The organism is Microbacterium phycohabitans (assembly GCF_032464935.1).
Classification (GTDB): domain Bacteria; phylum Actinomycetota; class Actinomycetes; order Actinomycetales; family Microbacteriaceae; genus Microbacterium; species Microbacterium phycohabitans.
In genome coordinates this window covers 337,689-363,565 of record NZ_JAWDIT010000004.1, presented here as the reverse complement: position 1 = coordinate 363,565, position 25,877 = coordinate 337,689, and the positions used below count along the sequence as shown (strand labels likewise).

The window sequence follows — 25,877 nt, the reverse complement described above, 5'->3', positions numbered from 1 at the left end:
GTGTCTGGAAGACTGCCCGCATGCGCGAATTCCTCGCCGGAGCCGGCCTGCTCGTGCGCGGGCTGGGCCAGTGGCGCCGCACCCCGGGCGCCATGGCCCTCGGTCTCATCCCCGGCACGCTGGTGGGGCTCGTCTTCGGCGGCGCCCTCGTGGCGTGGGGTCTCGTCCTACCCGGCCTCGTCGACGACTGGACGCCCTTCGCCGACGGGTGGGCGCCGTTCTGGGCGGGGGCGTTGCGCACCGCGATCGGCGTCGCGTCGTTCGGTGCAGCTCTGCTGCTGGCCGTGGTCTCGTTCACCGCCGTCACCCTCGCCGTCGGCGAGCCGTTCTACGACCGCATCTGGCGCGCCACCGAGCGCAGCGCCACGGGCGAGGTCCCCGAGGCCGATTACGGCTTCTGGCGAGCGGTCGGCGACAGCGCCCTGCTCATCCTCCGCGGCATCCCGGCCGCCCTCGTCGCGTGGCTGCTCGGACTCATCCCCTTCGTCGGCGGAGCACTGGGCTTCGTCGCCGGCGTCACGCTCACGGGCTGGCTGCTGGCCGATGAGCTGACCTCGCGGGCCCTCTCGGCGCGCGGCCTCGACCGTCGAGCGCGTCGCGCGGTCATCCGCGCGCACCGCGCCCGCGCGCTGGGTTTCGGCGCCGCCACCCAGCTCTGCTTCCTCGTGCCGTTCGGTGCGGTGGCGGTCATGCCCGCCGCCGTCGCCGGCAGCACGCTGTGGGTGCACGCCGCCCTCGGCTCCGCCGCGTCGTCCCCTCCGGCAGCGGATGCCGATGCGCCCGGCGCGCAACCCGCCACGGGCGCGAACCGTTCCCGCGACGCGGCACGATAGCCTGGAGCGACCGAAGGGATCTTCATGTTCATCGTCTCGCTCATCCTGTTCGTCGGCGGCATGCTGCTGACGGGACTGTCGTTCTCGCTCGCGGCCCCCGCGCTGTTCTTCGCCCTCGGCATCCTGCTGGTGACGGCGTCGCTGGCCCTGCCCTTCCACTTCGGCACGCGGTAAGCCTTCCGCTCGGCGTCCGCGTGAGCGGCGCCGAGCCGCCGGGTACCGTTGCACGGTGCCCTTCTCGTTCGACGCCCTCCGTCGCCGCCCCGACCTCGAGGGTCCCGACCTCGTGGCCGTCGACGCCGCCGACCGCCTGATCCTCGACGAATCGGCCGCCGCCCGCGCCGACCTCCCCGTCGGCGCCCTGGTCGTCATCGGCGACACGCACGGCGCGCTCACCCTGGCCTCGGCCAACTCGGGGGCCCGCGGCATCCGCGTGCACCAGGACGAGCTGCTCGGCGAGCGGGCACTCGCCGCGAACGCCGCGGACGCCGGGCTCGATGACGCCTTCACCTCCCTCCCGCTCGACGACGAGCTGCTGCGCGGTGCGCGCGTCGTGCTGATGCGACTGCCTCGCTCGCTGCGGGCACTGGCCGATGCGGCCGGACTCATCGCCCTGCACGCCGACCCCGGGGTGCAGGTGTTCGCGGGTGGGCGCATCAAGCACATGACGGTCGCCATGAACGACGTGCTCCGCCGGCACTTCGACCGGGTCGACGTCTCGCACGCCCGGCAGAAGTCGCGCGTGCTCCTCGCCCGAGGGCCCCACGACGGCGCCGTCCCGGTTCCCGAGGAGGCGCAGATCGACGGCATCCGCATCCGCGCCTTCGGCGGCGCGTTCGCAGGGGCCTCGATCGACATCGGCACCCGCCTGCTGCTCGCCCATCTGCCCGCCCCTCGCGGCGATGAGGCGATCGACCTCGCGTGCGGAACGGGGGTCGTGGCGGCGGCCCTGGCCTCGCGGCATCCCGCTCTGCACGTCCTCGCGTGCGACCAGTCGGCGGTCGCCGTGGCCTCGGCCCGCGCGACCGCCGCGGCCAACGGCGTCGCCGATCGCGTGCGCGTCGAACGCGACGACGTGCTGGGGGCGAGACCGGATGCCAGCAGCTCCTTCATCGCGCTCAACCCCCCGTTCCACGCCGGTGCGGCCCTCGCCGACGGTCTGGCCCCGCGCATGTTCGCCGACGCCGCGCGCGTGCTGCGCCCGGGCGGCGAGCTGTGGACCGTGTGGAACTCCGCCCTGCAGTACCGCCCCGCCCTCGAGCGCATCGTCGGCCCCACCCGCCAGGTCGCCCGCGACCGCAAGTTCACCGTGACGGTGTCGACGAGGCGGTGACCCGCGTCGCATCGGCGCAGCGGGAGCGTCTCGCGCGCGTCGGGGCAGCAGCGCGTGCACGCGTCGGACGCGCCCGTCCCACCTCAGTCGTCGCCCGCGCGCCGGCCGTGGCGGACGTGCACGCCGCGGCGTAGATTCGAGGACGCTCGACGAGGAGGTGGACGACCATGCGGGTGCGCGCCGTCACGACCTCTCTCGCCGTCGTCGCTGCCCTGCTCATCGGCCCCGCGCCCGCCAGGGCGGACATCCGCGCCGACCCGCTCGACCAGACCGTGTCGACGCCGGCCCTCGCCGACTGCTCGAGCATCACGGCGACGGGTCGCGAGTACGCCCGCCTGCACGGCATCGCCCTCTGCGGAGCCGACACCACCCCGGCATCCCAGCCCCTGCGCACGGAGCAGGTCGGCGGCGAGGAATGCGGCACGACGACCCTGGTCATGACCAGTCGCGGCGGCGGCGTCGTCACGGTCCAGTGGCGCGTCGAGTCGATCACCGGACCGGTGCTCGGCGTCGAGCTCGACGTGACGACCGCCGGTCGGACGGGCGACTCGGTGCACCGCTTCGTCGATCACGCCGCGACCCAGCGCGCGCGCCGCAGCCTCGTGGTGCTCCTCGGCGTCGGACGCGCCGCGGCGACCGTCTCGGGCACCGTCACGACGTTCCTGGCGACGTGCCGCATCGCTCCCGCGAGCGTGCGCATCCACGTCCGCTGACACGCCCCACGACGGGGCGCGACGTGCCGTCAGCCCTTGCCGCCGGGAGGACCCACGATCAACAGCACGGCGAACACGATCGCGACGACGAGGACGAGCGCCACGGCGAGCACCGCGGGCCGGCGGAGGAAGAACCGCAGCAGGCGGTCGATCGGGCGGCGGTCGCGCGGATCCGACGTCTCGTCGAGCCGCCAGGCGCCGCGCAGGCGTCCCGTGCGGTGCAGCCAGATCTCCGTCGGGACCGTGGCGTAGGGGATGACGGCGCTGACGATCGCGATCGCGGCCGGTCCGACGCCCCAGCGCTGGTTCAGCGCCACCAGCACGGCGGTCGCGCCGTAGGCGAGGAAGACGAACCCGTGGATGCCGCCGCCGATCGACACCGCGATCGGCAGGTCGGCCGTGGCCCGCAGGATCAGGCCGGCGATGAGCAGCGTCCACGAGATCGCCTCGGCGATCGCGAGGGTGCGGAACAGGGTAAGGGGCGTGCGGAACACGTCTCTCCTCGGTCGGTCGGGGCTTCCCACCCTACGGAAGGGCCGAGCGACTCACCCGGCCACCCTTCGACGTCGAGACGTCCCGGCGGGCCTGACTCGATCGGCCGATCGTCGCCGTCCCGGCTCGGGTCGGGAACGCTCCCCCTCGGCAGCCGTCGTCGGGTCGAGCTCGGGGCTCGGTTCGATCGGGGATCCCTCGCGGTCGGCATCCATCCCTCGACCCCACCGGATCGACGCGCGGATGCCTCGGCCGCGACGCGACGATCCCGGGACGGATGCCACCGGCCCGGCGCGTAGGCTGGAGGGGTGGCGGAATCCCGGGGACGCGTGTGGACCGGCGTCATCCGGGTCGGGCCCCACCGGGGCGACCACCGGGTCGCGATACGCGCCGTGCTCAGCGTCGGCGTCCCGCTCGTCGTCCTCCTGCTGCTGAACCGCCTCGACCTCGCCGTCTACGCCAGCTTCGGCGCGTTCGCCGCCCTCTACGGCCGCACCGATGCCCCGCGCGCCCGTGTGCGGATGCAGGCGACGGCGGGGGTGATCCTCGTGGGTTCGATGCTCGTCGGCACGGCCCTGTCGGCCCTGTCGACCCCCGCCCTGGTCAGTGTCGCGGTCGTCGCCGTGCTCGCCGCGATCGTCACGCTCTTCGCCTACCGCGCCCAGTGGCATCCGCCCGGGGCCCTCTTCGCGGTGTTCGCCGCGGGAGCCACCGCGAGCTTCCCGGCGACCGCGTCGACGTTCGCGACCGTGGTCGTCGTCGGCGGGGCGAGCGTGGCCTGGAGCCTGCTGGTCACGACCGTCTTCGTGCTGGCGCGCCGCGGATCGTGGGCGCGTCCGACCCGTCCCCGGCCGCCGATCGGCGCGGTGGCGTGGGAGATGACGGCGACCGTGGGCGCCGCAGCACTGCTCGCGGGCCTCGCGGGGGCGCTGCTCGTGGGTACGCACTGGTACTGGGCGATGGTCGGTGCGGTCGCCGCGGTCGGCGGTGCGCACGTCACCGCGCGCCTGATCCGGGGCGTCCAGCGCCTCGTCGGCACGCTGCTCGGCGTGCTGATCGCGGCGGGCCTGCTCGCCCTCCACTTGCCGCCGTGGCTCGTGATCGTGGTCGCGGTCGTGCTGCAGGCCGGGGCCGAGCTGTTCGTCGGACGCAACTACGGCATCGCGATGCTCTTCATCACCCCGCTCGCGCTGCTCATGATCTCGTTGGCCTCCCCCGCCTCGCCCGAGATGCTGCTGCGCGATCGCGTGATCGAAACGGTCATCGGCGTCGCTGTCGGCACGGTGGTGGCGATCGTGTCGGCCGGAATCCGCCGCCGCGGAGCGCGAGGATGACGACGATGAGTGTTCCCTCCCCCCGCCGACTCGGACATGACGCGGCCGGTCGCATCAGCGCGGGCCGAGACGGCGGGATCATTCCGGCATCCGTGTTCGCGTTGCCGCACTGACTCCGAAAGGACCCGCGAATGCCCTCCCCCTCCCTCACCGTCGTCGGCGCGATCAACGTCGACCTCACCGCGCGCGTGAGTCGCGCACCCGCCGCGGGCGAGACCGTCGCCGACGGCGTACTCCAGCGCGGCCCGGGCGGCAAGGGCGCCAATCAGGCGGTCGCCGCCGCTCGCCTCGGCGCCGCCGTACGCCTGATCGGTGCGGTCGGCGACGATCTCGACGGCCGCGGGATCCGCGCGCAGCTCGCGGCGGACGGCATCGACGCCTCCGCGGTGCAGACCGCGTCTGCCGCCACGGGAACGGCGCTGATCGTCGTCGATGCGACCGGTGAGAACTCGATCGTCGTGTGCCCGGGGGCGAACGCCGAGATCGACGCCACGCACCTGGGCATCGAGCCCGACAGCGCCGTGCTGCTGCAGCTCGAGGTATCGGATGCCGTCGTGACCGCCGCCGCGCGCGCCGCGAGCTTCCTGGCCGTCAACGCCGCCCCCGCCCGGTCGCTTCCGCCCGGCGTGCTCGAGAAGTGCGACGTGGTGATCGTCAACGAGACCGAATACGCCCAGCTGCCCGAGGTGCACGGGGTGGCACTGCTGTGCGTGACGCTCGGCGCCGCGGGAGCGCGCCTGTACCGCTACGGCGAGCTCGCGGCATCCACCCCCGGAGTCGCCACGACCGTCGTCAACACCGTCGGTGCCGGCGACGCGTTCTGCGCGGCTCTCGTGTGCGGTCTGCTGCGGGGCGACTCCGATGAGACCGCCCTCGTTCGCGCGTGCGCCGTGGGGGCCGCCGCGGTCGCCGACCCCGCCTCGCAGCCCCGCCTTTCGCACCTCGACACCTACGGGGTCGACGCGTGAGCCGCCGCCCGATCCTCGTCGACTGCGACACCGGCATCGACGACGCACTGGCCCTGGCCTACCTGCTCGCCGAACCGGCCGTCGAGGTCGTCGGCGTCACGACGGTGTCGGGGAACACGGATGCCGCTCGTGCCGCCGCGAACACGCTCTCGCTGTTCGAGCTCGCCGGGGTGCACGACATCCCGGTCGCCGTCGGTGCGCACGACTTCCGCGGTCGGGCCTACGCCGGAGGGGCCCCGCACGTGCACGGGGACGACGGCGTGGGCGGCATCTCGCTGACCGCCGCCGCCCGGGCCCACGACGCGCGACCCGCGGTCGAGCTCATCGACCACCTGGCGAGGCGGCATCCGGATCTCACCGTGCTCGCCCTCGGCCCGCTCACCAACCTCGCCGCCTACGCCGAGGCGCCCGGGGTCGCGCCCTTCGACCACCTCGTGGTGATGGGCGGCGCCTTCGCGCACTCGGGCAACGTGACGGCGTGGGCCGAGGCCAACATCCACAACGACCCCGAGGCGGCGGCCGTGGTGTTCGCGCAGGACTGGGACACCACGCTCGTGCCGCTGGACGTCACGATGACGCAGACGCTCGACGAGACGGACCTCGTGCGCCTCGAAGCGATCCCGGGCGCCCTGCCGCAGGCTCTGGCCGCGATGCTGCCGTTGTACCTCGACTTCTACGCCGGCCGCGTCTTCCCCGACCGCCGGTGCGCCCTGCACGACCCTCTCGCCGCGATGGTCGCCGCGGGAGCGCTGCGCGGCGTCAGCGTGACCTCCGGACAGGTCGAGGTGCGCCTCGAGCGCGGCGAACGCGGGCGCACGATCTCGTCGCGCGGGTCGGACACGCAGCGCTGGGTGCGCGGCATGGAGGGGTCCGCCGTCGAGCTGCTGCTCGAACGGCTTGAGTCGCGGGAGTGGCCCGCGTGACCCGCTGGCCCGCGACAGGCCTGCTCACCGACTGACGCGGCGTACAGGCCGGCAGCGGTCCGTCGGCGCCCGAGGCCGCCAGGGTCAGGTCGTCAGAGGGCCGTCGGCGCCGAACGCCGCCGCGGCGAACCGCTCCCCGATCAGCCGGTGCGTCGCCGTGTCGGGGTGCAGGCCGTCGGGCAGGGGCAGCGCCCGCGCATCGTCGGCGCCGTACAGCGAAAGACCGTCGAGGTAGTGCAGCGCGGGATCGTCGGAGCGGGCAGCCACGACGGCGGCGAGCAGATCGCGCACGACCTCCAGCGTCAGTGCGCCCCGCGCGACGTCGTCGGGAGACCCTGTCGCGACGAACCGCGCGGCGCCCGCGCGCAGGCTCTCCGGGTCGAATGCCCCCGGACCCGGCGTCTTCTCGTGGATGCCGCTGAAGATCGGCGACACCACCAGCAGCGGCGTGTCGGGGTGTCCCTCGCGGATCGTGTCGAGGAACCCGTGCACCGCCGGGACGAAGGCGCGCACCCGCATCGCGTCGGCGTTCACGACGTTGATGCCGAGCTTGACGCTGATGAGGTCGGCATCCCGATCCCGGATCACCCGGGCCAGGAAGGGGTCGACCATGGCGCTGCCGCCGAAGCCAAGGTTGTGCAGCTGCACCCCGGCCGCGCGGGCCGCGACGACGGGCCAGATCTCGGTCGGCGCCGCGGCGTTCGAGCCGTGGCTGATCGAGCTGCCGTGGTGCACCCACACCGGCCGCGCGTCGTCGATCGGGGCGAGCGGCGCGTCGGACTCCAGCGAGACGAGATCGATCTGCTCGTTGTGCGGCAGCCACATCTCCACGGTCTTCTCGGCGGGAGCGAGATCGCCGACCGTCACGACGTCGGCGCTACCGGGCCGAGGCGTCGCCCCGCCGGTTGCGAGATCGAGCTCGAGCGCGTCGCCGTCGTCGAGGCGCTGACGCCGCACGAGGACGCCGTCGACCAGGACGTCGACCTGACCACGCGCGCGATCGAGACCGCGGTACGACACCCGCGTGGCGTGCAGTCGCAGAGCGACGACGGTGGCCGCCGTACGGAAACGCAGATGGATGCCGGACGGCTGCCGCTCCACCATCGTCAGCTGCCCGTCCGCCTCCCGCCCGCGGTACGGAAGCGGCAGGCGGTGCAGGCGCAGGCCGCGCTCGACCGTTTCGAGCTCGGCACCGCCGCGCACAAGGTCCAGAGTCAGGGGCGTGGTGATCATGTCTCGTCCTTCGTGTGCCAGTGGGCCAGGAGACCGTCGAGGCGGTCGATGAGCAGCACCCAGGATTCGTCCGCCGGCGGGGCGCTGTGCGCGAAGCTCCCGATGTGCTCGAGGTGCAGGAAGCCGTTGAGGAACGACCCGATCAGACGGATCGCGTGAACGCGGTCGCTCTCGGGGATGCCATAACCGCGCAGCACCGCCGCCGGAGCCCGACTGGACCGGGCTGCCTCGTCGCTGCGGACGGCGGCCTCGCCGGCCCGGCGCTGCAGGCTCTCCCAGCGGCCCGGGTGGGCGCGCGCGTAGTCGCGGTGCGCATCGCACAGCGCGCGCAGGGCGTCTTTGCCGGCGCGACCCGCCACGGCGTCGCTCGCGCGATTGCCCAGCTCGCCGAGCGCGAGGACGGTGATCCCGTCGCGGAGCGCCGCGAGATCGCGCACGTGGCTGTAGAGGCTCGGGGTGCGCACGTCGAGGTCGCGCGCGACAGCGGAGAGCGTCACCTCGGTGAGACCGTGGGCGTCGGCGAGGTCGGCCGCGGCGCGGATGACGGATCGCGGGGTGAGCGGGGCGCGGTGCATACACCCATCCTATAGGTATTAGGTTTTAACCTTCATGCCATAGGAGAGGGTCGCACCGACGACGAAGGCCCCGCACGTCGAATCATGCGGGGCCTTCGCGGAGAGGGGACTCAGAAGTCCCAGTCGTCGTCTTCGGTCGCCTCGGCCTTGCCGATGACGTACGACGAACCCGACCCGCTGAAGAAGTCGTGGTTCTCGTCGGCGTTGGGCGAGAGCGCCGACAGGATCGCCGGGTTCACGTTGGTCACCGAGGCGGGGAACATCGCCTCGTAGCCGAGGTTCATCAGCGCCTTGTTGGCGTTGTAGTGCAGGAACTTCTTGACGTCCTCGCTCAGGCCGACCGAGTCGTAGAGGCTCTGGGTGTAGCCCACCTCGTTGTCGTAGAGCTCGTACATCAGAGAGAACGTGTAGTCCTTGATGTCGTCGCGACGGGCCTGGTCGACGGTCTCGAGTCCGCGCTGGAACTTGTAGCCGATGTAGTACCCGTGCACGGCCTCGTCGCGGATGATGAGGCGGATGAGGTCGGCCGTGTTGGTGAGCTTCGCGCGGCTCGACCAGTGCATCGGCAGGTAGAAGCCCGAGTAGAACAGGAACGACTCGAGCAGGGTCGAGGCGACCTTGCGCTTGAGCGGGTCATCGCCACGGTAGTAATCCATGACGATGCGCGCCTTCTTCTGAAGGAACTCGTTCTCGGTCGACCAGCGGAAGGCCTCGTCGATCTCCTTCGTGGAGCACAGCGTCGAGAAGATCGACGAGTAGCTCTTGGCGTGAACCGACTCCATGAACGCGATGTTCGTGTAGACGGCCTCCTCGTGCGGAGTGATCGCATCGGGGATGAGCGAGACCGCGCCGACCGTGCCCTGGATCGTGTCGAGCAGCGTGAGCCCGGTGAACACGCGCATCGTGAGCGTCTGCTCCTCGGGGGTGAGCGTGTTCCACGACTGGATGTCGTTCGACAGCGGCACCTTCTCGGGGAGCCAGAAGTTGTTCACGAGACGGTTCCAGACCTCGAGGTCCTTGTCGTCTTGAATGCGGTTCCAGTTGATGGCCTGCACGTGGTTCAGCAACTGCAGCTTCTCAGCCATGTCGTTCCTGTGTCCTTGATCGATGGGTGGTCAGCAGCTCAGAGCATGCACGAGACGCACTCGGTCATGTCGGTGCCCTCGAGCGCCAGCTGACGCAGGCGGATGTAGTAGATGGTCTTGATGCCCTTGCGCCAGGCGTAGATCTGGGCCTTGTTGATGTCGCGCGTGGTGACGGTGTCCTTGAAGAACAGCGTCAGCGACAGGCCCTGGTCGACGTGCTGGGTGGCGGCGGCGTACGTGTCGATGACCTTCTCGTAGCCGATCTCGTACGCGTCCTGGTAGTACTCCAGGTTCTCGTTCGTCATGAACGGCGCCGGGTAGTAGACGCGACCGAGCTTGCCTTCCTTGCGGATCTCGATCTTCGAGGCGATCGGGTGGATCGAGCTCGTGGAGTTGTTGATGTACGAGATCGAACCGGTCGGGGGCACCGCCTGCAGGTTCTGGTTGTAGATGCCGTGGGCCTGCACGGAGGCCTTCAGCTCGCGCCAGTCGTCCTGCGTCGGGATCTGGATGCCGGCGAACAGCTCCTTCGTCTTCTCGGTCTCGGGAGCCCACACCTGATCGGTGTACTTGTCGAAGAACTCGCCCGAGGCGTAGGTGGAGTTCTCGAAGCCGTCGAACGAGGTCCCGCGCTCGATCGCGAGGCGATTCGAGGCCCGCAGCGCGTGGAAGAGCACCGTGTAGAAGTAGATGTTCGTGAAGTCGATGCCCTCTTCGGAGCCGTAGTGGACGTGCTCGCGAGCGAGGTAGCCGTGCAGGTTCATCTGCCCGAGGCCGATCGCGTGCGAGCGGTCGTTGCCGTCTTCGATCGAGCGGACCGACGCGATGTGGCTCTGGTCGCTCACCGCGGTGAGGGCGCGGATCGCCGTTTCGACCGTGAGGCCGAGGTCGCGACCGTCCATCGCCAGGGCGATGTTCATCGAGCCCAGGTTGCAGCTGATGTCCTTGCCGATGTTGTCGTACGAGAGGTCTTCGTTGTACGTGGTCGGCGTGTTGACCTGGAGGATCTCCGAGCACAGGTTCGACATGTTGATGCGTCCGGCGATGGGGTTCGCCTTGTTCACCGTGTCCTCGAACATGATGTACGGGTAGCCCGACTCGAACTGGATCTCGGCGAGGGTCTGGAAGAACTCGCGCGCGTTGATCTTCGTCTTCTTGATGCGCGGGTCGTCGACCATCTCGCGGTACTTCTCGGTCACCGAGATGTCGCCGAACGGCTTCTTGTAGACGCGCTCGACGTCGTACGGCGAGAAGAGGTACATGTCCTCGCCGTTCTTGGCGAGCTCGAACGTGATGTCGGGGATGACGACACCCAGCGACAGCGTCTTGATGCGGATCTTCTCGTCGGCGTTCTCGCGCTTGGTGTCGAGGAAGCGAAGGATGTCGGGGTGGTGCGCGTTGAGGTACACCGCGCCCGCGCCCTGGCGTGCGCCGAGCTGGTTGGCGTAGCTGAAGCTGTCTTCGAGCAGCTTCATGACGGGGATGATGCCCGACGACTGGTTCTCGATCTGCTTGATGGGCGCACCCGACTCGCGGATGTTCGACAGCAGCAGGGCCACGCCGCCGCCGCGCTTCGACAGCTGCAGGGCTGAGTTGATGCCGCGGGCGATCGACTCCATGTTGTCTTCGATGCGCAGCAGGAAGCACGACACGAGCTCGCCGCGCTGAGCCTTGCCCGCGTTCAGGAACGTGGGGGTGGCCGGCTGGAAGCGACCCGAGATGATCTCGTCGACGAGCTGGACCGCGAGACGCTGGTCGCCGTCGGCGAGGGCGAGGGCGGTCATGACGACGCGGTCCTCGAAGCGCTCGAGGTAGCGCTTGCCGTCGAAGGTCTTGAGCGTGTAGCTCGTGTAGTACTTGAACGCGCCGAGGAAGGTCTCGAAGCGGAACTTCGCGCCGTAGGCGCGGTCGTTGAGCTCCTGGATGAACTCCATCGAGTACTTCGCGAGCACGGTGGGCTCGTAGTACTCCTTTTCGACGAGGTAGTCGAGACGCTCCTTGAGGGAGTGGAAGAACACCGTGTTCTGGTTGACGTGCTGCAGGAAGTACTCCCGCGCCGCGCGCTTGTCGGCGTCGAACTGGATCTTGCCGTCGGCGTCGTACAGGTTCAGCATCGCGTTGAGGGCGTGGTAATCCAGTCCCTCGAAACGCGTTTCGGTCTTGAAGTCCACGTCGGTCAGCTCAACTTCCACCATCGTTCCAATCCCTCGGTGACCCGCTCGACATCGTCGGGGGTGCCGAAAACTTCCAGCCGGTAAAGGTGCGGCACCGCGCACTTGCGCGCGACGATGTCGCCTGCGAGGCAGAACGCCTCGCCGAAATTCGTATTGCCCGCGGAGATGACCCCGCGGATGTTGCGTCGGTTCCGCTCCTCGTTGAGGAACCGGATGACCTGCTTGGGGACCGCGCCCTTCTCGACACCCCGGCCGGCACCCCCGCCATAGGTGGGGGTGACCAGCACGAAGGGTTCGTCGATGTGGAGGGGCGGGTCGGTCGGCCGGAGCGGGATGCGCACGGCCCGCTTGCCGAGCTTCTCGATGAAACGTGCGGTGTTACCGGACACGCTCGAGAAGTAGACGAGCAGAGGGGCCTCGGTCGCCGACACGACAGCGCTCATGACGGGGGTCTGAGAGCGTGTCGCCGGGTCAGGCCAGGCGCGACGCGAGCTCGTCGATCTTGTCGGGGCGGAAGCCCGACCAGTGGTCCTCGTCGGTGATGACGACGGGTGCCTGAAGATACCCGAGCGACTTGACCTGTTCGAGCGCCGACGGGTCTTCGGACAGGTCGAGCACGTTGTACTCGATGCCCTTCGAGTCGAGTGCGCGGTAGGTCGCGGTGCACTGGACGCAGGACGGCTTGGTGTAGACCGTGATCGCCATGTCGTTCTCTCTCTCCCCTGGAAAATCGTCGTCCGGGCGGGCAGGGCTCGCCGGGACCTCAATACTACATATGGGGACGGACATCGGAAGGCACCACAAGGGGTAGTAGTTACATCCGTGTGATTTTCCACCGTCTCTCCCCAGATACAACACAGGTTGTCCACGAATCCATCCACAGATCGGGCCTCCTCTCGAGTGCTGTTAACAGGCGCGATTCCGCGGTTGTCGCGGCGACGGAGTCCGTCTCTCCACAGATCGGACGCTAGACGGGGGTTCCGACATCGCACAGGCGGGGGAATTCGTCTCCCGGCGTGTCGCGGCGTGTCGCCGAGGGGCTGCACCGACCGCCCGTCGAGATCGCACGACCGGCGCGGCATCACGGCATCCGCCGCCCGCCCACGGCGTGATCGCGACACGAGAGTGCGAGGTGTCCGCACCACCCCGTCCCGCAGCACCGGCCGTCGACACGGATGTCGGAGCTCGGCGGTAGCGTTGAGCGGTGGCCGGCTACCGCGAACTGCTCCGAACCCCTGGCGTGGGGCGCATCATCGCCGCGCAGCTGACCGCGCGCTTCCCCAACGGCATGACGAGCCTCGCCGTCCTGCTGCACATCGAGCACGTCACGGGCTCCTACGGCGCAGCGGGACTGGTGCTGGCCGCCACGAGCATCGGGCAGGCCGTCGCGGGCCCGGTCACGAGCCGCTGGATGGGGCGCTGGGGCATGCGCCGCGTCCTCACCGTCACGCTCCTCGCGTGCGCGGCCGCCATCGCCACTCTCGCGCTCATCGAGATGCCACTGCCGCTCTACATGACGCTCGGCCTCGTCGCCGGTCTCTCGACGCCGCCGATCCAATCGGCCGTGCGCACCATCTACCCCAAGATGGTCAACTCGAAGCAGCTCACCCCGCTGTACTCCCTCGACGCCTCGCTGCAGGAGATCATCTGGGTGCTCGCCCCGGTGCTCATCACCCTGGTCGCGACGCAGGTCGGCACCGTCCCCGGGCTGCTGCTCGTGGTCGTCATCCTGCTCGGCGGCGGCGCCTGGTTCATCCTCAGCCCCGAGGTGGGACGCGTCCGCATCCCGCGCAGCCGTCGGGGTCTGGGGCGCGTGCTGACCAAGCCGCCCGTGATCCTCGCCACCGCGACCGGGTTCCTCCTCATCGGGGCGTGCGCCGCGGTCGAGGCGGGCGTGGTCGCGACCTTCGACCACGGGGGCCTCGAAGCCGGGCTCATCCTCGCCGTGTTCGCCGTCGGCAGCCTCGCGGGCGGGCTCTCGTTCGGTCACATCCCGATCGGCCCCTGGGCCATGGCGCGCCGCTTCGCGATCGTCGCCCTCGGTCTGTCGCTGACGGTCGTCTCGCTCAACGCGTGGTGGCTGGGTGCGACCCTGCTCGTCGCCGGCGCCGGCATCGCCCCCGCCCTCGCCGTGATGTTCGCGATGACCTCCGCGAGCGTCCGTTTCAGCGAGACCGCCGAGGCCTACGGCTGGATCAGCACCGGCCAGCTCATCGGCGCCGCCGCGGGTTCGGCGGTCGCGGGGCTCCTCATCGACGGCATCGGTCCCACCGGGGCCTACGTCGCGGCGGCGGCCTTCGCGGTCGCCGGTTTCGTCGTCGCCGCGGTCTTCGTGCGCGGCTTCCCCGACCTCCGCCACCGCGACGCGAGCCCCATCCCCGACACCGAGCCGGTCGAGACGATCACCTGACCGGATGCCGGGCCCGCCGGCATCCGCGTTCGCCCCGAACGGCGCCGCGGGGCCGAGGGAACCCTCGCGCCGGTCAGTGCGTGCGACGCAGCAGCTCCAGCACGGCGAGCGCGTAGGCGTCCTCGGGGGCGGGGTGGTCGAACACCAGGGTGGATCCGCCGACCGAGATCTCGACCTCGTAGGTGTCGGAGAGCCGGCGCAGCGAGCGGAAGGTCGAGCGCAGCAGCTCGCGCAGCTGCAGCTCCGACGGCAGCCACAGCGCCTCCTCGGTCGCGACCGAATCCAGTGCCCACTCGGTCGTTCCGTTGAAGGCCAGGATGCGGCCCGTGGGGTACTCGCGCGGCTCGACCGTCATCTCGCTGACGGTGAACACGTCGGCATCGAACTCGGGCTCGTCGAGCTGGAAGCGGTCGCCGGATCGCGGATGCCACACGAGACCTGCCTCACGAAGGGCCAGGGCCATCTCGGTCGAGATCATGGCATCCATTCTGGGGGGCGATCGACCGGGGGCGGCCGAACGGGCACGAGCCGGGGAGCCTCGCGCCACCCCCGGCCGTGATGTCGGCGGGTACGCGCAGAATGGATGCCATGACCTCGTTCGATCCGGCTCGGTACCTGCCCGACGACCTGCTGGCGCGCCTGCGCGAGCGCGCCGTCGTGCACGACCGCGAGAACACCTTCCCGCACGACGACCTCGACGAGCTGCGCGCGGCGGGGTACCTCGGCATCCTGGTGCCCGAGGAGCGGGGCGGCGCGGGCCTCGGCCTCGTCGAGGCCTCGCTGCTGCAGCAGCGTCTCGCCGGTGCGGCGCCCGCGACGGCGCTCGCGGTGAACATGCACCTCGTGTGGACCGGCGTGGCCAAGGTGCTGCGCGATCGCGGAATCGACGACCTCGCATTCGTCGACGAGGGCGCAGCGGCGGGCGAGGTCTTCGCGTTCGGCATCAGCGAGGCCGGCAACGACCTCGTGCTGTTCGGCAGCGACACGACCGCCGAGCCCGACGGCGAGGGCGGCTACCGCTTCACCGGCACGAAGATCTTCACCTCCCTCTCCCCCGCGTGGGATCACCTGGGCGTCCACGGGCTCGACAGCGCGTCGCCCGACGGGCCGAAGATGGTGTTCGCCTTCCTCGACCGCGACGACGCCGTCGTCACCCGAGACGACTGGGACACCCTCGGCATGCGCGGAACGCAGAGCCGCACCACCGAGCTGCACGGCGCGCACGCGCCCGCGCATCGCGTGGTGCGCCGACTCGACCCGGGCCCGCAGCCCGACCCGCTGGTGTTCGGGATCTTCGCGGTGTTCGAGATCCTGCTCGCCTCCGTCTACACCGGCATCGCACGTCGCGCCCTCGATCTCGCGGTCGAGGCGGCGACGTCGCGCCGCTCGAAGAAAACCGGCACCACCTACGCCAACGACCCCGACATCCGCTGGCGCGTGGCCGACATGGCCCTCGCCTACGAGGCGCTCCCCCCGCAGCTCGCCGCCCTCGCCCGCGACGTCGACTCCCTCGCCGACCACGGCGGGCGGTGGTTCTCGCTGCTCGCGGGCGTGAAGCATCGCGCGGTGACGATGGCGAAGTCCGTCGTCGACGACGCGATCCTCGTCGGCGGAGGCTCGGCCTACTTCTCCCGCACCGAGCTGAGCCGGCTCTACCGCGACGTGCTCGCCGGCATGTTCCACCCCTCCGACCCGGAGTCCGCGCACTCGACCGCTGCGGCCGCGTGGCTCGGACCGGTGACCGCCTGATGGCCCGCACGCCCACGGCCGCGCTCAGCCCGGCCGACCAGGAGCGCCGCCGCGCGCTCCGCGTCATGAAGGGCGTCGCCCTCGGCGCGCTTCTGGCGATGGCGCTCGTCTTCGCCGTGTCGTTCTCGCTGCAGCGCGAGGTCGAGTGGCTGCAGTACGTACGGGCCGCCGCCGAGGGCGGCATGGTCGGTGCTCTCGCCGACTGGTTCGCGGTGACGGCGCTGTTCCGGCATCCGCTGGGCCTGCCCATCCCCCACACCGCGATCATCCCCCGCCGCAAAGACGAGATCGGGCGGCAGCTCGGCGAGTTCGTCGAGACGAACTTCCTCGAGGGCGACGTCGTGCGCACGAAGCTCGAGTCGACCCCGCTCTCGGCGCGGGCCGGAGCATGGCTGGCCGACCCGGCGCACGCCGACCGTGTCGCCGCGGAGGGCGCCACGCTCGCCACCAGCGTGCTCACCGCCCTCGATGACGACGACGTGCAGGGGCTCATCGAAGACCTCGCGCGCGAGCACCTGCTCTCGCCCGACTGGGGCCCGTCGATCGGCGGATGGCTGCAGCGCGTGGTCGGATCCGGCGCGCACCACGGCGCCGTCGACCTGGCCCTCGACAACATCGCCGTGTGGCTCGCGAACAACCGCGACACGTTCCAGGGCCTCGTCTCGCGCCGCCTGCCGTCGTGGGTCCCGAGCATGGCGGCACGGCTCGTCGACGACACCGTCTACCGCGAGGCCGTGCAGTTCGTCGACGCCGTGCGTGCCGACCCCCGCCATCAGGCCCGCGGCGCGATCGACGGCTACCTCGCGCGCCTCGCCGACAACCTGCAGCACGACCCCGCCACCATGGTTCGACTCGAAGAGGCCAAGGCCGCGGTGTTCGACAGTCCGCGGGTGCGCCAGCTCGCCGCCGACGCCTGGAACACCGCCAAGGCCGGACTCCTGCGCTCCCTCGCCGATCCCGACAGCGCCCTGCGCCGACGGGCGTCCGCGGCGTTGGCCGAGGTGGGCGAGCGGCTGCAGCACGACGAGACGCTCCAGAAGCGCGTCGACGGCTGGGTCACCGACGCGGCGGTCTTCGTCGTGGGGCGCTACCGCCACGACATCGCCTCGATCATCACCGACACCGTCGAGCGGTGGGATGCCGAGGAGACGACCGAGAAGATCGAGCTCATGGTCGGCCGCGACCTGCAGTACATCCGCCTCAACGGCACGATCGTCGGGGCCCTGGCCGGGGTCGTCATCTTCACGGTGGCCCACTTCATCTGGGGATCGTGATGATTCGCGCCCGCGTCGGCACATTGGTGTCGCGTCGCACCGCCCGCCGACGCGCCGCGCTGGGTAGCCTGAGCCTCGTGAGCGACGGTTCGGGGCCGGCGGAGTGCCTCTTCACCTATGGGACGCTGCAGCTGCCCGACGTGCAGCTCGACACGTTCGGCCGTCTGCTCGACGGAGAGGACGACGCGCTGCCGGGCTACCGTCTCGAGTGGATCGACGTGGGAGACGAGCGCGTGGCCCAGCTGTCGGGGCTCGACAAGCACCCGATTTTGCGCCGCACCGATGATCCCCGCGACCGCGTGTTCGGACGCGTCCTGCGCCTCACGGCCGACGAGCTCGACGCGGCCGACGAGTACGAGGTCTCGCTCTACCGCCGCGCCTCGGTCTCGCTGGCGAGCGGTCTGCGCGCCTGGGTCTACGTGGCCGCATGAGCGCGCTGTCGGTCGATCCCCTGTGGCCCCGAGCCGGTGACTGGCCCGCGCCGACGGAAGAGGCGGATGCCGTCCTCCTCGGCGTTCCCGCCTGGCGCACGTCGCTGTCGCCCACCGGAGCCGGCGAGACCCCGGCGGCGATCCGCGCCGCTCTGCGCCGTTACTCCCCGACGCTGATCGGCCCGCCCGCGGTCGACCTGACCGAGGCGCTGTCCATCGCCGACGCGGGCGATGTCGACGATCCCGACGGCCGTGACGGAGAGGCGCGGGTTCGCGCGGCCGTCGCCGCTCTGGCGTCTGCGCGTGTCGTGATCGCGCTGGGCGGCGACAATTCCGCGACCTATGCGGTCGCACAGGGGCGCGGCTCACGGGGGCTCATCACCCTCGATGCGCACTTCGACCTGCGCGACGGCGAATCCAACGGATCGCCCGTCCGCCGCCTCATCGCCGACGGTCTCGACCCGCGTCGCATCGTGCAGATCGGGATCGCCGACTTCGCCAACTCCGCCGCGTACGCGCGTCGCGCCGCCGACGCCGGCATCACCGTCATCACCCTCGACGAGGTGCGCCGCCGCGGGATCGACGAGGTCGTGTCGCACGCTCTGCGCGTGGCCGGTGCGGCCGAAGCGCCCGCCGCGGCCGAGGCCGCCTCCGCCGCAGCGCACGAGACCGCGGCCGACCCCGCCGCCGCGGCGGCCGACCCCCCGACGCGCGTCGCCGAGGCCGAGACCGCGGCCGAGGCCGAGGTAGAGGTCGAGGTCGAGGTCGATACCCGCGCCGCCGACGCCGCCGCCCCTCCGGCCCCCGCCGGCGGCATCCACCTCGACATCGACGTCGACGTGTGCGACCGCGCCGTGGCCCCCGGATGCCCCGCGAGCGTGCCCGGCGGACTCGCCGCCTGGGAGCTGCGCGCGCTCGTGCGCGGGCTCGCCCGAGACCCCGGCGTGACCAGCGCCGACATCGTCGAGGTGGATGCCACGGCAGACACCGACGACGCCCGAACGGTGCGACTCGCCGCACTGTGCGTTCTGGAGCTTCTGGCAGGAATGGCGGAAAGACGATGATCCAACTCGTGCTCGCGCGTCACGCGAAATCGGACTGGGCCGACGAAGGCCTCGACGACCACGACCGGCCCCTCAACGACCGCGGCCGTCGCGACGCCCCGGCGGTCGCGCGCGCCGTGCTGCGGGCGGGGGTGCGACCCGAGGTGCTGCTGTCGAGCACGGCCCTGCGGGCGCGGGAGACGGCCGCGGTGTTCGCCCGCACGTTCGACGCCGAGGTGACCGAGCAGTCCGAGCTCTACCTCGCCGAGCCGGATCGGCTGCTCGCGGCGGCCCGTGCCGCGGGCAATGACGAGGTCATGGTCGTCGCCCACGACCCGGGTATGAGCGCGCTCGTCTCGCGCCTCGCCGACCGCGACGTGCGCATGGTCACGTGCGCCGTCGCCGTCTTCACCTGGCACGACGGCACCTGGGACGACGTGGATGCCGTCGCCCCCGACGAATACGCGTTGTTCACGCCGTGACACGGCGACGCCGTGCGCGTCAGACAGCGACGCCGTCCTTCCACACGCGGCGTACGAGCGGAACGCCCGGCCGGTAGGCGAGGTGCACGCGACTGGGCGCATCGAGCATCACGAGGTCGGCTCGGGCCCCCGGCGCGATCCGGCCGATATCGGTACGCCGAAGTGCCCGCGCTCCCCCGGCCGTCGCCGCCCACACGGCCTCGGCCGGCGTCATCCCCATCTCCCGCACCGCGAGGGCGATCATGAGCGGCATCGAGCTGGTGAAGCTCGACCCGGGATTGCAGTCGCTGGCCAGGGCGACGGTCGCACCGGCGTCGAGCAGCCGTCGCGCGTCGGGATAGGGCTGGCGCGTCGAGAACTCCACCCCGGGCAGCAGGGTGGCGACCGTGTCCGAACCGGCGAGCGCGGCCACGTCGGCGTCGGTCAGGAACGTGCAGTGGTCCACGGCCGCCGCCCCGCGATCGACGGCGAGCGCGACTCCGTCGCCGTGACCGAGCTGGTTGCCGTGCACACGGATGCCGAGACCCGCCGCGCGACCCGCGTCGAGCACGCGCCGGGCCTGCGCGGCCGTGAAGGCGCCGACCTCGCAGAACACGTCGATCCATCGCGCGTGCGGCGATACCGCGGCGAGCATCTCCCCGACGACGAGGTCGACGTACGCGTCGGCGCGCCCCGCGAACTCCGCGGGCACCACGTGGGCGCCGAGGAACGTGACCTCCTCCGTCACCTCGGCGGCGAGCCGCGCGAGCCGCGTCTCGGACTCGACGTCGAGGCCGTAGCCGGTCTTGATCTCGAGGGTCGTCGTGCCCTGCGCGCGGCACTCGTCGACGAGGGTCCGCACGCGCGAGCGCAGCTCGTCGTCGGAGGCCGCTCGGGTGGCGGCGACCGTCGTGCGGATGCCGCCCGCGGCATACGTCTCCCCCGCCATGCGCGCCGCGAACTCCGCCGCGCGGTCGCCGGCGAAGACGAGGTGGGTGTGGCTGTCGACGAAGCCCGGGATCACGGCGCGCCCCGCGGCGTCCACGACCGGCACCCCCTCGGCGCCGACGGGCGCGGCATCCGCCCGTCCCGTCCACGCGATGCTCCCGTCGCGGACGAGCACCGCCGCATCGCTGATCGTGCCGCACGGATCGCCGTCGACGGCCGCGTTCGTCGTCAGCTCGCCGATGCCCGTCAGCCAGAAGTGCGCCTGTGCGGGTGCGCTCACCACATCGGCACCGTCAGACCCCGCTCGGCGGCGACCTCGCGAGCGCGGTCGTAACCGGCATCCACGTGGCGCATCACCCCGGTGCCGGGGTCGTTGACGAGTACGCGAGCGAGCTTCTCGGCGGCCAGCTCCGTGCCGTCGGCGACGCACACCTGCCCGGCGTGGATGCTGCGACCGATGCCGACGCCGCCGCCGTGGTGGATCGACACCCACGACGCTCCGCTCGCGGTGTTCAGCAGCGCGTTCAGCAGCGGCCAGTCCGCGATCGCGTCGGATCCGTCGGCCATCGCCTCGGTCTCGCGGTAGGGCGAGGCCACGGAGCCTGCGTCGAGGTGGTCACGGCCGATGACGATCGGCCCCGACAGCTCGCCCGACGCGACCATCTCGTTGAACTTCAGCCCCGCGAGGTGGCGCTCCTGGTAGCCGAGCCAGCAGATGCGCGCCGGAAGCCCCTCGAAGTGCACCTGCTCTCCGGCCTTCTCGAGCCAGCGGTGCAAGGCGGTGTCGTGCGGGAACAGCTCCGCGACCGCGCGATCGGTCTTCGCGATGTCGTCGGGGTCGCCCGACAGCGCCACCCAGCGGAACGGGCCCTTCCCCTCGGCGAACAGCGGGCGGATGTAGGCGGGCACGAACCCCGGGAACGCGAACGCGCGGTCGCAGCCGCCGAGCTCCGCCTCGCGACGGATCGAGTTGCCGTAGTCGAACACCGCGGCTCCGGCATCCTGGAACCCCACCATCGCCCGCACGTGCGCGGCCATGCTCTCGCGGGCGCGGCGGGTGAAGTCCTCCGGATCGCGAGCGGCCTCGGCCGCCCAGTCCTGCACCGACACCCCGACCGGCAGGTACGACAGGGGATCGTGCGCGCTCGTCTGGTCGGTGACGATGTCGATCCGGATGCCGCGGGCGAGCAGTTCGGGGAAGACCTCGGCCGCGTTGCCCTCGACGCCGACCGACAGGGCCTCGCCCGCCTCGCGGGCGGAGCTCACCCGCTCGATCGCGGTGTCGAGATCGTCGGCGACCTCGTCGAGATAGCCGTGGGCGACGCGGCGGTCGAGACGGGCACGGTCGACGTCGACGATGAGCACCGCTCCGCCGTTCATGGTCACGGCGAGGGGCTGCGCGCCGCCCATGCCGCCGCAGCCGGCCGTGAGGGTGAGGGTGCCGGCGAGCGACTCGCGACCTCGCGAGGCTGCCACCGCGGCGAAGGTCTCGTAGGTGCCCTGCAGTATCCCCTGCGTCCCGATGTAGATCCACGACCCCGCGGTCATCTGGCCGTACATCGTCAGGCCGAGCTCTTCGAGCCGGCGGAACTCGGGCCACGTCGCCCAGTCACCCACGAGGTTGGAGTTGGCGATGAGCACGCGCGGCGCCCATTCGTGCGTGCGGAAGACGCCGACGGGCTTGCCCGACTGCACGAGCAGCGTCTCGTCGGGCTCGAGCTCGTCGAGCGTGCGCACGATCGCCTCGTAGGCCGCCCACGATCGAGCGGCCTTCCCCGTGCCGCCGTACACGACGAGGTCGTCGGGACGCTCGGCCACCTCGGGGTCGAGGTTGTTCATGAGCATGCGCTTGGCGGCCTCGGCTCCCCAGCTCTTCGCGGTGCGGGTGGCGCCGCGGGCGGCGCGGACCGGGCGCGGCCCGGGAGCGGGCGGGGCGGATGGCGTGGCGGCGGTCTCCCCGGCCGCGACGGCCTCGACGGCGCCCTGCACGGGGTTCATCATGTCGGTCATGCGTGATCTCCTTCGATCTGGGCGAGGGCGGTCCGGGCGACCGCTCCGGAGGCGACGAGGTCGGTGACGGCCTCGATCTCGGGCGAGACGAAGCGGTCGGGTCCGGGGCCCTGCACGCGCGAGCGCACGAGCTCGCGCACGGCACCGGTGGTCACGGCGGGCTGTAGGGGCGCGCGCAGGTCGAGGGCGCGGCATCCGGTGAGCACCTCGATCGCGAGCACGCGCGCGAGTCCGTCGATCGCGCGGCGGAGCTTGCGGGCACCGGCCCAGCCCATCGAGACGTGGTCCTCCTGCATCGCGCTCGAGGGGATCGAGTCGACCGAGGCGGGAGCGGCGAGGCGCTTGAGCTCCGACACGATCCCCGCGGCGGCGTACTGGGCGATCATCAGGCCCGAGTCGACGCCGACCTCGTCGGCGAGGAACGGGGGCAGTCCGTTGCTGCGGGCGACGTCGAGGGCGCGGTCGGTGCGACGCTCCGAGATGGATGCCACGTCGGCCACCGCGATCGCGAGGAAGTCGAGCACGTACGCCACCGGGGCGCCGTGGAAGTTGCCGTTCGACTCGACGCGCCCGTCGACGGTGACGACGGGGTTGTCGACGGCGGATGCCAGCTCGCGCTCGGCGATCTGCGCGGCGTGGGCGACCGTGTCGCGGGCCGCGCCGTGCACCTGGGGCGCGCAACGCAGGGAGTAGGCGTCCTGCACGCGCGTGCATTCGGGTCCGCGGTGGCTCGCGACGATCGGCGAACCGGCCAGGAACGCGCGGAGGTTCGCGGCGGATTCCGCCTGCCCGAGCTGCGGGCGCAGCGCCATGAGGTCGGCCGCGAAGACGGCATCCGTCCCCAGCTGCGACTCGATCGAGATCGCCGCGGCGACATCGGCGGTGGTCAGCAGCTCCTCGAGGTCGTGGAGGGCGAGCAGCAGCATGCCGAGCATGCCGTCGGTGCCGTTGATCAGCGCCAGCCCCTCCTTCTCGCGCAGCACGAGCGGCTCGATGCCGGCGGCGGCGAGGGCGTCGGCGGCGGGGAGGGCCGCCCCCGCGGCATCCCGGACCTCCCCCTCGCCCATCACGGCGAGCGCCACGTGCGACAGCGGGGCGAGGTCGCCGGAGCAGCCGAGAGAGCCGTACTCGCGGACGACGGGGGTGATGCCGGCGTTCAGCAGCGCCGCGTACGTCTCGACCACGACGGGGCGCACGCCCGTGCGTCCGGTCGCCAGCGTCTGCAGACGCAGCAGCATGAGGGCGCGCACGACCTCGCGTTCGACCTCGGCCCCCGTGCCGGCGGCGTGCGAGCGGATCAGGCTCGCCTGCAGCTGCGCGCGGCGGTCGACGCCGATGAAGGTCGTGGCGAGCGCCCCGAATCCGGTCGAGATGCCGTAGTGCGGCTGCGGGTCGTCGGCGAGGGCGTCGATGAGGGCGCGGGTGTCGGCCACGCGCTGCAGGGCGTCGTCGTCCACGATCACCCGGGCTCCGTGGCGGGCGACCTCGACGACGTCGCGGGGGCTGAGGGTGGTCGATCCGACGGTGACGGATGCGACGGTGAGGCTCGAGTGCATGAGCCGATTCCACCGCGTCGCCTGTCGCGGAACGACGGGGTTCTGGCATCCTGTGTCTGTCATGCCAGACATTCCCCGTCCGCAGGTACCCGCCGCCGATCAGACGCTGCGGATCCTCTCCCTGCTCGCGCGCCAGCCCGGCCCGGTGGCCGCGCAGACGATCGCGACGGACCTCGGCATCCCCCGTTCGAGCGTCTACCACCTGCTCTCGACCCTCGAGCAGCACGGTTATGTCGTGCACCTGCCGGGCGATCGACGCTGGGGGCTCGGCACCGCGGCCTTCGAGCTGGGCGGCGGCTACGCGCGGCAGCAGCCCCTCGCACGCCTCGGCCGACCGCTGCTCGCCGCCCTGTCGGATCGCGTGGGAGAGAGCGCCCATCTCGCCGTGCTCGCCGGTCGTGACGTGCTCTACATCGTCGAGGAGCGGGCCCCGCGGCGCCCGGCGCTGGTGACCGACGTGGGCGTGCGCCTTCCCGCGCACCTCACCGCGACCGGTCGGGCGATGCTCGCCGCCCTCCCCCGCGAGCAGGTGCGGGCCCTCTTCCCGGATGCCACCGCCCTCACGCAGCGCCACGGCGTGGGTCCCGCGACTCCGCGCGAGCTGCGCGAGCTCCTGCGCGCGGTGCGCGCGGCCGGTCATGCGAGCGAGAACGGCGAGGTGACCCCGGGATTCCGCTCCGTCGCCGCCGCGGTGCTCGATCACGCGGGCTGGCCCGCCGCCGCCGTCGCGGTCACGTGGCCGTCGGACGGCGCGGAGCGCGACGCCGCCGCCCTGGCATCCGCCGCATCCGCCGCCGCCGCCGAGCTCGCGCGTCGCATCGGCCGCCACGCCTGACGCGAGTTTCGCGTGCGACTCCCCCGCCACGCAGTGGTTTGGGGCGCATTCCGCCGTTCGGGGCGCGCAATTCACGCCCCAGCACGCGAATCACGCCCCAAAACACGACGGTGTTCGCGCGGAGCCACCACCACCCCGACCCCGGGACGCTTCTCCCCTGTCGACCCGGGTTCGGGGCGCATTCCTCCCTTCGGAGCGCACAACCCCCGCCCCGACACGCAGGTCACGACCCGAACCACCGCACACCACCGCACGGGCCCGAGTACCGGGCACCCGCCCACCGCGCGTCAGCGCACGACCAGCCGCGGCTCCACGAGCACGTGCGCGGCGCCCGCCGTCGCGGGGCGCGGTGCCACCACGGTGCCGTTCTCGCCCATGAGCAGGTCGAGGGCACCGGATGCCACCCGCTCGGGCAGCTGCTCGACGCTCGAGAGCCCGAGCGCCTCGGCCGCGGGGGTGTTGTCGAAGCCGACGACCCGGATGTCGGGGCGGCCGGCCAGGGCGGTGGCGAGGTGCGCGCCGATCGCGAGGGAGTCGCTCGCGCAGACGATGGCGGTGACGTCGGGGGCGACGCGCAAGCCGGCCTCGACCGCATCGCGGGCCAGCGCGACGTTGTCTTCGACGACCCAGCGCGGTCCGCGCGCGGCTCCCACGCTCTCGCTCCAACCGCGCTCGCGTTCATCGCCGGTCCCCGAACCCGCGGGCCAGCCGAGGAAGGCGACGCGCCCGTCGGCGCGCTCGAGCGCGTGGGCGGTCGCCGCCCGTGTACCGGCCGCACCGTCGACGTCGACCCACAGGTGAGCGGGCGCTTCGACGTCGTCCTCGCCCCACGGCCGCCCGAACGACACGAACGGCAGCCCCCGCGCGTTCAACCACCCCGTGCGGGGGTCGCCGTGGAAGGTGCCGGTGATGACGACGGCATCCACCTCTCCCCCCTCCAGCAGATCGGCGAGTCGGTCGATCTCCTCCTCGGCCGTGCGCGCGGCGTACAGCAGCACGCGCATGTCGCGCTCGCCCGCGCTCTCGGTGAGGGCGTGCACGAAGCGGTCGAGCACGACTCCGGCGATGCCGCCCGCGTAGGGATCGAGATGGATGCCGATGGTCGAGCTGCGCCGCGTGCGCAGGCGCCGGGCCGCGGCGTGCGGGCGGTAGCCGAGCTCGGCGATCGCGGCCTCGACGCGCAGGCGCGTGGCCTCGCGGACGATGTCGGGGGTGTTCACGACGTTCGACACGGTCTGGCGCGAGACGCCCGCGATGCGCGCGACGTCGTCGATCGTGGGCGCCTTGGTCATGTGTGTTCCTCCCCCCGGTGCGGGCCGCCCGACGCCCCCGCGGTCGCGAGGTCGCCCCGACCGCACGCGGTGGACGCCCGTCAGCCTAGGGCGACGATCGACGGCTTGACATCGTGCCTCGCCGTTCCTTACCGTAGTCGAACCGCCATTTGAACGTTCAAATAGACGGCCCTCCGAGCACCCGGAGGGGTCGCATGCCTCATCG

At 71.8% G+C, this 25,877-nt stretch carries 26 protein-coding genes; 14 read left to right on the top strand and 12 right to left on the bottom strand.

All coding sequences use genetic code 11. The features are described 5' to 3' along the window. Nucleotides 1-20 precede the first annotated feature (20 nt). The 4 genes from RWH44_RS13055 to RWH44_RS13040 all read left to right on the top strand — a co-directional run bounded on the left by RWH44_RS13055 (nt 21) and on the right by RWH44_RS13040 (nt 2,879). The gene (locus RWH44_RS13055) at nt 21-833 is read left to right on the top strand and encodes an EI24 domain-containing protein (RefSeq protein ID WP_316004889.1); all 813 of its coding nucleotides are present in this window, start codon (nt 21-23) and stop codon (nt 831-833) included. A gap of 24 nt (nt 834-857) precedes the next feature. After that, entirely contained in the window at nt 858-1,007 is a 150-nt protein-coding gene (locus tag RWH44_RS13050; protein ID WP_298873232.1) for a hypothetical protein, read from the top strand. 55 nt (nt 1,008-1,062) lie between these two features. Continuing rightward, nucleotides 1,063-2,166 (top strand): class I SAM-dependent methyltransferase, encoded by a 1,104-nt coding sequence (locus RWH44_RS13045; RefSeq protein WP_316004888.1) that lies wholly within the window; start codon nt 1,063-1,065, stop codon nt 2,164-2,166. Nucleotides 2,167-2,333: 167 nt separating this feature from the next. Next, entirely contained in the window at nt 2,334-2,879 is a 546-nt protein-coding gene (locus tag RWH44_RS13040) for a hypothetical protein (RefSeq protein ID WP_316004887.1), read from the top strand. A 29-nt stretch (nt 2,880-2,908) separates the two neighbouring features. Here the strand turns inward: RWH44_RS13040 and RWH44_RS13035 are convergent, their stop codons facing one another. Beyond that, nucleotides 2,909-3,373: a DUF3817 domain-containing protein gene (locus tag RWH44_RS13035; RefSeq protein WP_316004886.1), complete on the bottom strand. Its 465-nt coding sequence runs from the start codon at nt 3,371-3,373 to the stop codon at nt 2,909-2,911. A gap of 306 nt (nt 3,374-3,679) precedes the next feature. Between RWH44_RS13035 and RWH44_RS13030 the strand changes: the two genes are divergently transcribed. From RWH44_RS13030 to RWH44_RS13020, 3 genes are all read left to right on the top strand, one after another. Beyond that, complete coding sequence (locus tag RWH44_RS13030; protein WP_316004885.1) at nt 3,680-4,705, top strand: FUSC family protein; 1,026 nt, start codon at nt 3,680-3,682, stop codon at nt 4,703-4,705. A gap of 131 nt (nt 4,706-4,836) precedes the next feature. After that, entirely contained in the window at nt 4,837-5,673 is an 837-nt protein-coding gene (locus RWH44_RS13025; RefSeq protein WP_316004884.1) for a PfkB family carbohydrate kinase, read from the top strand. Next, on the top strand, nt 5,670-6,596 hold the full coding sequence (locus RWH44_RS13020; RefSeq protein ID WP_316004883.1) for a nucleoside hydrolase: 927 nt from the start codon (nt 5,670-5,672) through the stop codon (nt 6,594-6,596). The genes RWH44_RS13025 and RWH44_RS13020 overlap by 4 nt, the downstream gene beginning before the upstream one ends. Before the next feature lie 84 nt (nt 6,597-6,680). Here RWH44_RS13020 and RWH44_RS13015 read toward each other — a convergent pair whose 3' ends face one another. From RWH44_RS13015 to nrdH, 6 genes are all read right to left on the bottom strand, one after another. Continuing rightward, the gene (locus RWH44_RS13015; protein WP_316004882.1) at nt 6,681-7,829 is read right to left on the bottom strand and encodes a GDSL-type esterase/lipase family protein; all 1,149 of its coding nucleotides are present in this window, start codon (nt 7,827-7,829) and stop codon (nt 6,681-6,683) included. Continuing rightward, the gene (locus tag RWH44_RS13010; protein WP_316004881.1) at nt 7,826-8,404 is read right to left on the bottom strand and encodes a TetR/AcrR family transcriptional regulator; all 579 of its coding nucleotides are present in this window, start codon (nt 8,402-8,404) and stop codon (nt 7,826-7,828) included. The genes RWH44_RS13015 and RWH44_RS13010 overlap by 4 nt, the downstream gene beginning before the upstream one ends. Nucleotides 8,405-8,514: 110 nt before the next feature. Next, the gene (nrdF, locus tag RWH44_RS13005) at nt 8,515-9,489 is read right to left on the bottom strand and encodes a class 1b ribonucleoside-diphosphate reductase subunit beta (RefSeq protein WP_074696716.1); all 975 of its coding nucleotides are present in this window, start codon (nt 9,487-9,489) and stop codon (nt 8,515-8,517) included. Between the two features lie 38 nt (nt 9,490-9,527). Then, nucleotides 9,528-11,684 (bottom strand): class 1b ribonucleoside-diphosphate reductase subunit alpha, encoded by a 2,157-nt coding sequence (gene nrdE / locus RWH44_RS13000; protein ID WP_316004880.1) that lies wholly within the window; start codon nt 11,682-11,684, stop codon nt 9,528-9,530. After that, a complete protein-coding gene (gene nrdI, locus RWH44_RS12995) occupies nt 11,666-12,106 on the bottom strand; it encodes a class Ib ribonucleoside-diphosphate reductase assembly flavoprotein NrdI (RefSeq protein WP_298873256.1) in 441 nt (146 codons plus the stop codon). The genes nrdE and nrdI overlap by 19 nt, the downstream gene beginning before the upstream one ends. 28 nt (nt 12,107-12,134) lie before the next feature. Then, a complete protein-coding gene (gene nrdH / locus RWH44_RS12990; protein WP_055838040.1) occupies nt 12,135-12,368 on the bottom strand; it encodes a glutaredoxin-like protein NrdH in 234 nt (77 codons plus the stop codon). 499 nt (nt 12,369-12,867) lie between these two features. Here nrdH and RWH44_RS12985 point away from each other — a divergent pair, with 499 nt between their 5' ends. After that, nucleotides 12,868-14,073 carry an MFS transporter gene (locus RWH44_RS12985; protein WP_298873259.1) on the top strand — a complete coding sequence of 402 codons (1,206 nt, stop codon included), beginning with the start codon at nt 12,868-12,870 and terminating at the stop codon, nt 14,071-14,073. A gap of 73 nt (nt 14,074-14,146) precedes the next feature. Here the strand turns inward: RWH44_RS12985 and RWH44_RS12980 are convergent, their stop codons facing one another. Beyond that, complete coding sequence (locus RWH44_RS12980; RefSeq protein ID WP_316004879.1) at nt 14,147-14,551, bottom strand: pilus assembly protein CpaE; 405 nt, start codon at nt 14,549-14,551, stop codon at nt 14,147-14,149. Nucleotides 14,552-14,661: 110 nt separating this feature from the next. Here RWH44_RS12980 and RWH44_RS12975 point away from each other — a divergent pair, with 110 nt between their 5' ends. The 5 genes from RWH44_RS12975 to RWH44_RS12955 all read left to right on the top strand — a co-directional run bounded on the left by RWH44_RS12975 (nt 14,662) and on the right by RWH44_RS12955 (nt 19,052). Further along, nucleotides 14,662-15,822: an acyl-CoA dehydrogenase family protein gene (locus RWH44_RS12975; protein ID WP_316004878.1), complete on the top strand. Its 1,161-nt coding sequence runs from the start codon at nt 14,662-14,664 to the stop codon at nt 15,820-15,822. Next, on the top strand, nt 15,822-17,096 hold the full coding sequence (locus RWH44_RS12970) for a DUF445 domain-containing protein (protein WP_316004877.1): 1,275 nt from the start codon (nt 15,822-15,824) through the stop codon (nt 17,094-17,096). Before RWH44_RS12975 ends, RWH44_RS12970 begins: the two co-directional genes overlap by 1 nt. 77 nt (nt 17,097-17,173) lie before the next feature. Continuing rightward, nucleotides 17,174-17,527: a gamma-glutamylcyclotransferase family protein gene (locus tag RWH44_RS12965; protein WP_298873267.1), complete on the top strand. Its 354-nt coding sequence runs from the start codon at nt 17,174-17,176 to the stop codon at nt 17,525-17,527. Continuing rightward, the gene (locus RWH44_RS12960) at nt 17,524-18,591 is read left to right on the top strand and encodes an arginase family protein (RefSeq protein WP_316004876.1); all 1,068 of its coding nucleotides are present in this window, start codon (nt 17,524-17,526) and stop codon (nt 18,589-18,591) included. The genes RWH44_RS12965 and RWH44_RS12960 overlap by 4 nt, the downstream gene beginning before the upstream one ends. Further along, complete coding sequence (locus RWH44_RS12955; protein ID WP_316004875.1) at nt 18,588-19,052, top strand: SixA phosphatase family protein; 465 nt, start codon at nt 18,588-18,590, stop codon at nt 19,050-19,052. Before RWH44_RS12960 ends, RWH44_RS12955 begins: the two co-directional genes overlap by 4 nt. Nucleotides 19,053-19,071: 19 nt before the next feature. Here RWH44_RS12955 and hutI read toward each other — a convergent pair whose 3' ends face one another. Genes hutI through hutH form a run of 3 tightly spaced genes read right to left on the bottom strand, consistent with a single transcriptional unit; the run spans nt 19,072 to nt 23,545 of the window. Beyond that, entirely contained in the window at nt 19,072-20,259 is a 1,188-nt protein-coding gene (hutI, locus tag RWH44_RS12950) for an imidazolonepropionase (protein ID WP_316004874.1), read from the bottom strand. After that, nucleotides 20,256-21,989, bottom strand: a complete 1,734-nt coding sequence (gene hutU, locus RWH44_RS12945) for a urocanate hydratase (protein ID WP_316004873.1) — start codon at nt 21,987-21,989, stop codon at nt 20,256-20,258. Before hutU ends, hutI begins: the two co-directional genes overlap by 4 nt. Beyond that, nucleotides 21,986-23,545, bottom strand: a complete 1,560-nt coding sequence (hutH, locus tag RWH44_RS12940) for a histidine ammonia-lyase (RefSeq protein ID WP_316004872.1) — start codon at nt 23,543-23,545, stop codon at nt 21,986-21,988. The genes hutU and hutH overlap by 4 nt, the downstream gene beginning before the upstream one ends. Nucleotides 23,546-23,606: 61 nt before the next feature. Here hutH and RWH44_RS12935 point away from each other — a divergent pair, with 61 nt between their 5' ends. Further along, the gene (locus RWH44_RS12935; protein ID WP_316004871.1) at nt 23,607-24,380 is read left to right on the top strand and encodes an IclR family transcriptional regulator; all 774 of its coding nucleotides are present in this window, start codon (nt 23,607-23,609) and stop codon (nt 24,378-24,380) included. 287 nt (nt 24,381-24,667) lie between these two features. On the opposite strand, the gene RWH44_RS12930 is transcribed toward RWH44_RS12935, so the two are convergent. Next, the gene (locus RWH44_RS12930; RefSeq protein ID WP_316004870.1) at nt 24,668-25,672 is read right to left on the bottom strand and encodes a LacI family DNA-binding transcriptional regulator; all 1,005 of its coding nucleotides are present in this window, start codon (nt 25,670-25,672) and stop codon (nt 24,668-24,670) included. Between the last annotated feature and the right edge of the window lie 205 nt (nt 25,673-25,877).